The 10,434-nt window shown below is 72.0% G+C and carries 10 protein-coding genes; 3 read left to right on the top strand and 7 right to left on the bottom strand.

The window, feature by feature from the left end:
- The 3 genes from J0695_RS18135 to J0695_RS18145 form a co-directional block, all read left to right on the top strand.
- Positions 1-874 (top strand): alpha-isopropylmalate synthase regulatory domain-containing protein (locus J0695_RS18135; protein WP_277989996.1); only part of this gene is annotated, 874 nt, incomplete at its 5' end.
- 157 nt (positions 875-1,031) lie between these two features.
- On the top strand, positions 1,032-1,538 hold the full coding sequence (locus J0695_RS18140; RefSeq protein WP_206963129.1) for a hypothetical protein: 507 nt from the start codon (positions 1,032-1,034) through the stop codon (positions 1,536-1,538).
- 87 nt (positions 1,539-1,625) lie between these two features.
- On the top strand, positions 1,626-2,471 hold the full coding sequence (locus J0695_RS18145) for a DUF4097 family beta strand repeat-containing protein (protein WP_206963130.1): 846 nt from the start codon (positions 1,626-1,628) through the stop codon (positions 2,469-2,471).
- Positions 2,472-2,507: 36 nt separating this feature from the next.
- Here J0695_RS18145 and J0695_RS18150 read toward each other — a convergent pair whose 3' ends face one another.
- The 7 genes from J0695_RS18150 to J0695_RS18180 form a co-directional block, all read right to left on the bottom strand.
- A complete protein-coding gene (locus J0695_RS18150) occupies positions 2,508-3,569 on the bottom strand; it encodes a class I SAM-dependent methyltransferase (RefSeq protein ID WP_206963131.1) in 1,062 nt (353 codons plus the stop codon).
- Positions 3,562-4,290, bottom strand: coding sequence for a hypothetical protein (locus J0695_RS18155; RefSeq protein ID WP_206963132.1), 729 nt, complete (start codon positions 4,288-4,290; stop codon positions 3,562-3,564). Before J0695_RS18155 ends, J0695_RS18150 begins: the two co-directional genes overlap by 8 nt.
- Entirely contained in the window at positions 4,287-5,564 is a 1,278-nt protein-coding gene (locus J0695_RS18160; RefSeq protein ID WP_242552838.1) for an MFS transporter, read from the bottom strand. The genes J0695_RS18155 and J0695_RS18160 overlap by 4 nt, the downstream gene beginning before the upstream one ends.
- Positions 5,565-5,569: 5 nt before the next feature.
- Entirely contained in the window at positions 5,570-6,835 is a 1,266-nt protein-coding gene (locus tag J0695_RS18165) for a hypothetical protein (protein WP_206963134.1), read from the bottom strand.
- A 33-nt stretch (positions 6,836-6,868) separates the two neighbouring features.
- A complete protein-coding gene (locus J0695_RS18170; RefSeq protein ID WP_206963135.1) occupies positions 6,869-9,199 on the bottom strand; it encodes a B12-binding domain-containing radical SAM protein in 2,331 nt (776 codons plus the stop codon).
- A gap of 112 nt (positions 9,200-9,311) precedes the next feature.
- A complete protein-coding gene (locus tag J0695_RS18175) occupies positions 9,312-9,464 on the bottom strand; it encodes a hypothetical protein (RefSeq protein WP_206963136.1) in 153 nt (50 codons plus the stop codon).
- A gap of 174 nt (positions 9,465-9,638) precedes the next feature.
- Positions 9,639-10,163 carry a hypothetical protein gene (locus J0695_RS18180; protein WP_206963137.1) on the bottom strand — a complete coding sequence of 175 codons (525 nt, stop codon included), beginning with the start codon at positions 10,161-10,163 and terminating at the stop codon, positions 9,639-9,641.
- Between the last annotated feature and the right edge of the window lie 271 nt (positions 10,164-10,434).

Genomic DNA, 10,434 nt, shown 5'->3' on the forward strand with positions numbered 1-10,434 from the left:
CGGCAACGCCAACCTCTTCCCCGTCGTCGCCGCCCTGGAACTCAAGTACGCCAAGAAGGTCATCCCCGAGGGCGCGCTCGCCGAGATGACCCGCATCTCCCACGCCATCGCCGAGATCGTCAACCTCACCCCCTCCACGCACCAGCCGTACGTAGGAGTCTCGGCCTTCGCGCACAAGGCGGGCCTGCACGCCTCCGCGATCAAGGTCGACCCCGACCTCTACCAGCACATCGCCCCGGCCCTGGTCGGCAACCACATGCGGATGCTGGTCTCCGACATGGCCGGCCGCGCCTCCATCGAGCTCAAGGCCAAGGAGCTCGGCGTCGACATCTCCGGCGATCCCGAGCTGGTCGGCCGGGTCGTCAAGCGCGTCAAGGAGCGCGAGCTCCAGGGCTACACGTACGAGGCCGCCGATGCCTCCTTCGAACTGCTGCTCCGCGAGGAGGCCGAGGGGCGGACCCGCCGCTACTTCCGTATCGAGTCCAGACGGGCGATCGTCGAGGACCGCCCCGACGGCACCCACATCACCGAGGCGACGGTGAAGCTCTGGGCCAAGGGCGAGCGCATCGTCGCCACCGCCGAGGGCAACGGCCCGGTCAACGCGCTCGACCGCGCCCTGCGCGTCGCGCTCGAACGCATCTACCCGCAGCTCGCCAGGCTCGAACTGGTCGACTACAAGGTCCGCATCCTGGCGGGCAAGCACGGCAAGCACGGTACGTCCTCATCGACCCGCGTCCTGATCTCCACCACGGACGGCCGGCAGGAGTGGTCCACGGTGAGCGTCGCGGGAAACGTGATCGCGGCGTCGTGGGGCGCGCTGGAGGAGGCATACGCGTACGGGTTGCTCCGGGCCGGCGTGGAGCCGGCCGAGTAACGTGTCGCCCGTGGGCAACTTGGCGCCACGCTCCCGCTCCTCGTGCCGCCACCTGACCTGCAACGACGAACGCGTCGCTCATCCCGCGGCGCGCCCGCTGCCACCTATTGCGCCGTCAGGCTTGCATGTGACGCCAATATGGTGCCATCATGGCGTCATGGACCTCACTCCCTATGTCGACACGCTCCGCCGGGAGCTCGCGGTGGCCGCCGAAGCAGGCGGGAAAGACGCCCAGGAGCTGGCCGAGCGGCTGACCGCTCCCCTGGAGTCGGCGACGCGGCTGACGCTGCTCAACGTGCTCTCCGCCGCCATGGACGAGATCACCCGTGAACTCGCCCCGGGTTCGGTCGACGTACGGCTGCGCGGCCTCGAGCCCGACTTCGTGGTGGTGCTGCCGCAGCGCGAGCAGCGGTCCGAACCGCTCGACGCACCGGCGCCCGCCCCGGCCACCGCCGAGGGCGACGAGGGCGGCACCGCCCGCGTCAACCTGCGTCTGCCCGCCGGCCTCAAGGCGCGTGCGGAGGACGCCGCAGGCCGTGAGGGCCTGTCGGTGAACGCCTGGCTGGTACGGGCCGTGTCGGCCGCGGTCGACGGCGGCAACCGGCCGCGCGGGCCCGAGAAGAGCCAGGCCGTCGGACAGAACTTCACGGGCTGGGTGCGGTAGCCGCCCCTGCCCGCCCGCTCCGCCGCTCCACCCGCACCGCGTCCCATCAGCGGGGACACCCTTAAGACCCAAGAGGACGGGACAGACATGCCTTCTTTCGACACTCCCGAAGCGATCTCGGCCACGGCGCGCGTGGAGGCCGGCTCCATCCAGTTCGCCGCCGGCGACCGTCCCGACACCGTCGTCGAGGTGCGCCCGCGCGATGCGAAGAAGGACCAGGACGTACGGGCGGCCGACCAGACCGAGGTCACGTACGCGAGCGGTGACCTGACCATCAGGACGCCCAAGCAGCGCTACCTGCTCGGGCGCACCGGCACCGTCGACGTGACGGTCCAGCTGCCCACGGGCTCGCGCATCGACGTGACCGGCGCCTGGGTCCAGGTCCTGGGCGAGGGCCGGCTCGGCGAGGTCCGCGTGAAGACCTCCTCCGGCGACGTCCGCCTCGACGCCACCGGCCCGCTCCACCTGACCGCGTCGCACGGCTCGGTCTCCGTGGACCACATCGAGGGCACCGCCGAGATCACCACCAGCTCGGGCAGCCTGCGCGTCGGATTCATCGACGGCCCCGCGGTCCTGAAGAACTCGCACGGCACCACGGCCGTCGGCGCCGCGACCGGCGAACTGCGGGTGAGCGGCGCCAACGGCGACATCGACATCGCCCGCGCCGAGTCCTCCGTCACCGCCACCACCGCCCACGGAACCCTGCGCGTGGGCGAAGTCGCCCGCGGCGCCGTCCAGTTGGAGACCTCCTACGGCGCCATCGAGGTCGGCGTCCGCGAGGGCACGGCCGCCTGGCTCGACGTCAGCTCCGGCTCAGGACAGGTGCGCAACTCCCTCACGGCGTCCCAGAACCCGGAGAAGTCCGAGAACACGGTCGAGGTCCGGGCCCGTACGCGGCACGGCAACATCGACATCCGCCGCGCCAAGGCCTGACGCCGGAAGAACCCGGACGCCGAGGCAGACAGGGCGTTACGGCGCGGGCCGCCATACATCATCACCGGCGGACCAGCGGTCGCCGTCGTACGTGACCAGGCCTGCCTCTTCCAGCGCGGTGAGGGCCTGGGCGCAACGGCCCGAAGGCGTCCCGAGGCGTTGCGCGATGCCCTGGGTGGTGTCGGACCTCAGGACGACCGCGCTGTAGACGGTACGACGGACGCCGTCGGCCAGCGCGGCGACGATCCGGCCCCCGGGCTCGCCAGCCCCGCCGGACGCCGGTGCGGGCGCCGGTCCGAGGCGCGGGACCTCGGCCGCGGACGTCTCCCCCAGCGCCTCCAGTTCCCCGGCGAACGGACCGCCTCTGTCGCGCTCCCACCCGGCGTGCTTGCGGAGCAGCAGCAGGCCCGTCTGACGGTGCTTGTGAGGTTCGCTGAGGGTGAGTACGTCGAACCCGTCGGCGCTCACGGCACCTTGGCGGCGCAGTTCCTGCAGCAGGGGTGTGGGGACGACGCGGCAGGCCACCCGGCCGGAAGGCGTCGCCGCCGTCGTCGCCAGATACGGCTCGTGCAGCACGACCGTGCCGCCCGGTGTCACCCGGGGCCACAGGGAGGTGAGGAAACCGGCGTCGTCGGCCTGCGTGCCGGCATCGAGCCACACCAGGTCCAACGGCCCCCAGGCGTCGAGTTCTTGGTCCGTCAGGCCGAAGAAGTCCCGTTCGACGAAGGTGAGCATGTCGTCGAGGCCGAGGGCGCGGGCCGCGTCGCTCACCTGATGTGCCGAGGTGCCGGCCACGGAGATGTCGTCGACGACGAGGAGCCTCGGCGCGTAGTCGTCGAGTGCGGAACGCGGGTGCAGGACGGAGGTCCGTTCGTCGTTCGTGACCTCCCCGCCGAACAGGCGCCGGTCCGCGGCGGCTTCCGCCCGGGCGTCGCGCAGCCCGAGCAGCAGATGGAGAGTGGAGGAACCGGCCCCCACCTCGACCACGGTGCGCGGGCGCGCCATCCTGGTCAGCGCCCGCAGCACGGGACCGGCGTTCTCGGTTCCCATGCCGGGGCGGGTGAGAGCACTCAGCGCCTCGTCGGCCGGATCATGCACGGCTTGTCCCCTCTACGGCCCGGAGCATGCCGGCCGACAGCAACAGGCCGGCCACGTCGTGGAGTTGCGCGGGAAGCTGTCGCCGGTCGATCCCGTCCCCGTCCCCGTCGCCGGCCCCGGCCCACTGCCACAGCCGGAAGGCAGCCTCGCCGGTCCGGAGGAAGTTGCCCGTCGCGGTATGGGCGAGGACATGGCCACCGTCCTCCCGCTCCACCGCCTCCACCCATGCCTCCTGGACCAGCGAACCGGCGTCCGCCGTCCGCCGCCGGTCCCGGGGTGCCGGGCCGCAGCACAGCAGGCCGTAGCGCATCATCCCTACGAGCTTGTGGTCGACGGCCGCGGCGTCCCGTCCCCACGCCCGGCGGACCTCGGCCACCGTGGTGCCGCGCACCAGGGCGTCGCCGACCGGCCCGGGCACCTCCACGAAGGCCGCCGGGTCCGTGCGGAACAGCACGGCGACCGGCCCCCCTTCGTACAGGAACGGGACGGGCGTGTGCTGGAGCCGGGCCCCGGACGACAGGCTCAGCCGGGTGTCCTGCGCGAGCCGGCGGGGCCAGGTGTCGCGGTCGAGCACCCGGGGGTCAGGCGGTGGCGTCAGCCTGACCACTGCCTCATCGGGCGGGGGTGACCAGGCGAATTCCCAGGCGAGGGGGAGCGAGGCCCCGGTCTGGGCACAGAACCGGGGGATGACCGGGTCGAGGGCGCTCGGGCTGCTGCTCATGGCCTCTCTCCGTCCAGTGCAGTTCCGGCGGTTACGGTCACGGGCCGGCCCGGCGCCGGGGGGCCGGCAGTCACGCGCGTCCGCAGCAGGCCGAGCCGGCCGAGCAGGCCGGCCAGGAAGGCGATCACCCCGCCGGCGAGGATGCCCCAGCGGGCCCCGTCGGCGGGTACGAGTGCGGCCAGGGCGAAGCCGGCTGCCACCGCGCTCTGCAGCGTCGCCCCGTACGCGGCTCCCACCCGGCCCCGTACGTCCTGCGGGCAGTCGGCCATCACATGGGTCCGCAGCGCCACGTTCTGCACGGCGTTGGCCATGCCGCCGCCCAGGAAGGCGGCCAGCATGAGCGGGATGACGGGAAAGGCGCCGGTCACCATGTAGCTGAGGCCGATGCAGGTGGCCGCCGTGACGGCGACCGCGGAGGTGGGCAGGCGGCCGAGCCTGCCGCGCAGCAGGAACGGGCCGAGTACCAGGCCCACGCTCCAGGTGGCGAGCAGAGTGCCGTAGACGGCCGTGCCGCCGGGGATGTCACGTGCGAAGAACGGCATCAGTACGTTGGCGACCGAGGTCGCAGCGACGGTGACCGCGATCGTGGTGAGCGTCATGCGCCTCCCCGCCCCCGCCCACAGGAGGGAGAGACCGAGCCGCAGCCCCCCTCCGGCCGCCCCCGCGGTCCGCTTTCCGGCTCCGGCGGGGGCGCTGGCGGCAGGGTGCGGCGCGGAGATCCGGCCGCGGATCACCGGGATGGCCAGCAGGGCGAACGCGAAGGTCCCCGCGTCCACCACGAGAGCCAGTCCGGTTCCGCCGTGCGCCGTCAACAGGCCCACCAGCAGCGGGCCGACGATGTATCCCGCGTTCCGCACCGACTCCATGACGCCGTTCACCCGGAGCTGGATACCGGGGCCCGGGAAGAGCTGCGGGACGAGGGCCATCACACAGGTCTGGGCAACGGCCCCCAGGACGCCCAGCATCAGCATCGCGGTGATGAGCAGCAGAGCGCTGTCCGCGACCGCGGCGGCCGCCGCCGCGACGAGGCACTCCAGGGCCAGTGCCACGCCGAGCACCGCATCCGTACGGAAACGGTCGCAGACGCGCCCGATGGGCCCGCCCAGGACGATGCCGGGTACCAGACCGGCGAGCATCTGGGCCGACACCACCGACGTCAGGCCGGTACGGTCGGCGCCGCGCAGGGCGAGCGCCACCATCGCCACCTCGTCGCCCACCGTGCTCACCAGCAGCGCGGCACCCACCATGAGTGCCGCTGTCCTGCCCTGCCGCATGGAGGTCACGGGGCCGGATCCTCCCGGACGTCGAGGGCCCGCCACGACGACAGCCTGAGCAGCACGGCGTGGAGCAGGGGCACCGCCGCGGGATCCGACCGGCGCTCCCAGTCGGCGAGGCCGAGGGTGTCCCCTTCGGCGAGCGCGGTCACGGCCGCCGCGAGCTGAGGGTGGTCGGCCACTTTCAGGGTGTGCCCCTGGGTGGCCACCGCACGGCGCCCGTCGGCGAGAAGGCGCTGGCGCAGCTCGACGTCCGTGCGCTTGCGGACCCCGGCCCTGCGCCCCACCGGGACGAGGGCCTCGGCGGGCCGGCCGACCCCCAGCCCGCCCGACGTCACCGTACGCATGTGGTGTTCCCAGACGACGTCCGCGATCTCGCCGCCGGTCAGTCCCGCCAGCGTCGCCAGCGCGGCGCGGGCCGGCGCCGGAATGCTGCCCGCGACGGACGCGACGGATGCGACGGATGCGACGGACGCGGCGGACGCGCCAGAGCCGGCGAGGTCACCGCGGGCCCGGCCGAGCAGCCCGCCGACGGCTTCCAGGACGAGGGCGGCCGGATCGCTGCGGGTGAAGAAGGCGATGTTGACGTTGACGGCCACGGCGTCGGGCGACTCGCCCACGTGCAGCTGCTCGGAGGGGAAGTACGTCAGCGCGCCGGGCACGCCGACCAGCACGTCGGCCAGACCGCGGGCCGACGCGTAGTCCGCGGTGTGCTGCGGGACCTGGTCGCCGCGCTCCGGCGGCCAGGTCAGCAGGCGTTTCTTGCCGCGCAGGGTGAATCCGAAATTGCCCGCGTGGTCCACGTGCACACCGACGTTGGTGGAGGTGTACCGGCCGATGAAGGTGTCGATGTCGACGCGCCCGGCGGCCCGGCTCCCCGTGTACCGGTGGACGTCGTCGGCCAGCCGTTTGGCCCGGTCCCACAGCACCCCGTCGACCGCGTGGAGCCCGGAGACCGCGACGCTCCATTCGTGCTTCCTCATCCGCGTGTCCACCCTGGCGAGGTAGGCGTCCAGCCCGCTGTCGTCGGGCAGGGGGAGGAAGTGCCCGGTGTCGATCGGCTGGGTCCGGCCGTCCACCGTCACCACGATCCTCGGCAGGCTCGAGCCCCTGGGCCGGTTGGCCGGGTCGGCGGCCAGCCTCAGGGCGCGCAGCAACTGCCAGTCCGCGAGGCCCAGTCGTACGGGGGAAGAGGGCAGGGAGAGGGGCTCCCGCTCCCAGTTGCGGGAGGCGAACTCCTTCCAGAAGCGGTCCAGTTCTGCGTCTGCCACGGAGACCGGGTGAGGCACAGCAAACTCCTGTAGTCAGGCCGCGACGCGCGGCAGTTCGAGAAGCCCGGGGTCGAGGGAGGCAGCTGCGATCACCCGGTGTCCGGCCAGGTTCTCCAGGAGCAGACGCCGTTGCCGCTCGGGAAGCCGGGACCGGGCCGCAAGTTCGCGGTCGCTCGCACCCCCGGCCGTGAGCAGCCACAGGAGCCGGCCCGCGGCGGAGACCCTGACACGGCGCCCCGTCTCCGCGGAGACGAGCAGACAGCTTCCGTCGGGGCGGCTGTCGGTCACCTCATGCGGCTGGGCGGCGTACCACAGCGGGTGCGACTCCTCGGTGGAGCCGGCCGGTTCGATGGCCAGGGCCCCGTGCGCGGCGAGCCGTGCCAGCGCGGCCGCGGCGGCCCGAGGCGCCCCGGCGTCCTGCCAGAGGGCGGACACGGTGTGCGGCCGGCCGTCCAGCAGCGGGCGCCATTGCAGGGGTACGTCGATCAGGGCGTCGCACGACGGCACGTGCAGCAGGATCCCGCGGCCGGTGGCCGATTCCCGGCCCTGCACCCCGTTCGCGAGCCGCACCGAGGCGGTGATGTCGATCTGGAGGAGCGGGGCGGGGGGCGCGGTCACCTGGCGGGACGGCAGCTCCGCCTCGGCGAGCGCCCACAGGAACGACCACTCCTCCGCGTCGCCGATCCAGGTGCCCCGGTGGAACGCGGCTCCCGCCGCCGGCCCGGGACCACCGGAGGTCAGCAGGGCCGCGTCCTGCTGGCTGAGGCCTTCTGTCACCGTGTAGTCGAGGTCGAAGGCCAGGTCCTCGCCGTCGCCGGGCGGAATCAGTCCGACGCCGAAGAGGTCGGGACGCTCACCGACGGGGGAGAGCACGTCCAGGATGAAGGGCCCGTTCGCAGCGGTGGAGTACGGCACACCGAACTCCTCCGCCGAGCGGCGCAGCGCATCGTCGGCGAACTCCTGGGTGCGCAGGGCCTCCTCCCGGGTCTCGCCCGGGAAGCCCGTCATGCAGAAGAGGTGGACGGGGACCTTGTTTCCCAGCAGGGCCTGGAGCGAAGGCTCGATGTCGTCGACCTTGGTGCCCTTGCGCATCAGGTCGAGCACGCGCTGGTTGTACGACTCCAGTCCCAGGTCGAGGCGACGGCAGCCGGAGCGGCGCAGTGCGGACGCCAGTTTGTCGTCCAGTCCCTTGCTGAACCGGGTCTCCCCGTACCAGAAGAGTTCGTGTCCGCCCTCGATCAGGTCCCGGGAGACCCCGCGCAACGAGGTCAGCGTCATGATCTCGTCCACGAACATGAAACTGTCGGAGCCGTGCTTGGCCGCGAGCGCGGCCATGTCGCGGACGACCTGTTCGGGGCGCCGGATGCGGAACTTGTTGCTGGCGAACGGGATCGAGCAGAAGGCGCAGTCCCAGGCACAGCTGCGCGACGCCTGGAGCGGCAGTACCGGTCCTGGCGCGAAGTACCGGTCGAGCGGCAGGCCGTCGAAGTCCGGTGTGGGCAGGTCGGAGACGTCGACCATGGCCGCGGGGGTCCGCAGCAGGCCGCCGCGGCCGTCGCGCTCGAGCAGACCGGGTACGGGCCGGTCGTCGACGCCGGTGATCCGGTCGCACAGGGCGGGCAGCGCGTCCTCGCCCTCGTAGGAGATGAACGAGTCCACGTACGCGAAGAAGGGGTGCTCCTCCTGCCAGCGGCTCACCATGCGGGTCGTCAGATTGCCGCCCATGACCACGTGCACGTCGGGCCGGCGGAGCTTGATGTGGCGGGCCGTGGTGAGGGCCGCGATCAACTGTGTGTCGGCGGAGACCGAGATACCGGCCACCGCCAGGTCGGGATCGTCGAGTGCGGGGATCGGGCGCTGTTCCAGCGCCCAGCCGTACACGTTGCGGTCGACCGAACGGGCGGCCTCCAGAACGGAGTCGGAGCGCCGGTGCGAGAAGGACGAGAAATTCCCCCGGAGGTCGTATCTCAAGCCGGCGAACGAGGCCGAGACACAAGCGAGTCCGTTGCGGACGACCGTGGCCGCATCGGTGAACGCGTCCGGGTCCGCCAGTACGTGACGGGACTTGAGTGCGGCTCTGGCACCGTCGATGCGGCGCACCGTGTCACCGAAGACGGTGAGGACCTCTTCGTGCGCCCTGCGCTCGTGCGCGGGCAGACCGTTCAGCCGGCGCTCCGCTTTGGGGAACAGCTCCCCGAGACCGTCGCCGGAGAGCAGCCAGTCCGTCTGCTCGATGCTCAGGTCCAGCGATGTCACCTGCCAGCCGTGCCGGCGCATGACCGCGGCCAGCAGGGGAACCGCGAGGTGAGGCGCGTACACGTTCCAGATGGGCGGGTTGACGAGGAGTATTCGAGGCTGCCGCATGTGAGCCCTCGTGAAGGTCCGATGCCGGATGAGGTGAGGTGAGGAGTCGAGCGTGGCCGTTACTGAGCGGACAGATCGCGCATCGGCCGGACGGACCGGCCGAGAACACGGATCAGACGTCGGTGCCGTCCTGCAGAAGGGCGTACTTGCTGTTGACGCGCTTCGGGGTGAGAGGCTCGACAGCGGTGGCCTCGTCAGCCTCGGCGAGAGCGGCAAGCTTGTCGGCGTCGAGCTCCTGTGCGGCTTCCTCGTGGTTCAGGTTCATGTGGATCTCCCCTTCTCGATGGCTCGATGGATGGTGCCCGGTGAGATGCATTGCCACGGCCTGCGCCCGACTCCCCGGGCGTTCAACACCGCAGTCAGACAAGCAGCGCCCACTGGAAAAGCGCTTAAAGGTCGCTTGAGCAGCGCGTGGTCCTCATGGGATGTGTGCTGCACGTCAGGCGGCGTGGCAGAGCGCCGCGGTGCCGGCCGGGGCCGCGGCGCGGGCCACGGTCGCGTCCACGGGGCGGGTGGCGCGGACGGTGGCCGTGGTCTGCGCGTGGTTCCGCGCGAAGACCACGAGGCGCAGCACCGCGAACCGCGCGACGCCGGCGAGCGCGGAGGCGGACAGGTACACGGCCTGTTCGACCACCGCACCGGGCGCTGCCACCAGCAGTTGCAGGACGGCCATCGCCGCGCAGGTCGCCGCGTACGCGACTGCCGCGGATCCGGCCGACTGCGCGTGCTGGCGCCAGGTCGCCCGCCGGCCCGCGCCGAAGGTGAAGCGGGCGTGCAGCTCGGTGGCGAGGAGCGTGGAGACCGCGGTGACCAGGGCGTTGGCCAGGGCCCAGGGAGTCCATGAGGCCAGGGCCGCCACGGCGAAGCTGGAGGCGAGCCCCACTCCGCCGCCGCAGAGCACGAAGCGCGCGAAGGCGGTGAGGGCGGTGGTCGGCGTCTGCTGCTGGCTCCGTGCTGTCTCCATGACCCGACCCCTTCAGTGGCGCACTGTTGATGGCGCCATGATGGCACATCTATGGCGCCATGTGGAGTCATATAGAGAGTGGCTCGTGCCAATCGCGGGGCCATGGCGTGACAGGAGGGGAGAATGCGCAGGTAGACGGTTCGGCCCGCGCGTTCAGCACATGTATTCCCCCGCTTCGATCAGTTCCTGACCTGGGAATTCGTCGGTGTGGTTCCGCTTTGGCTGGAATGTGGCGCACATTGGCTCGCTATGGCGCCAGTTGTGTGCCATG

This window comes from Streptomyces beijiangensis, assembly GCF_017315755.1.
Taxonomy (GTDB): Bacteria; Actinomycetota; Actinomycetes; order Streptomycetales; family Streptomycetaceae; genus Streptomyces; species Streptomyces beijiangensis.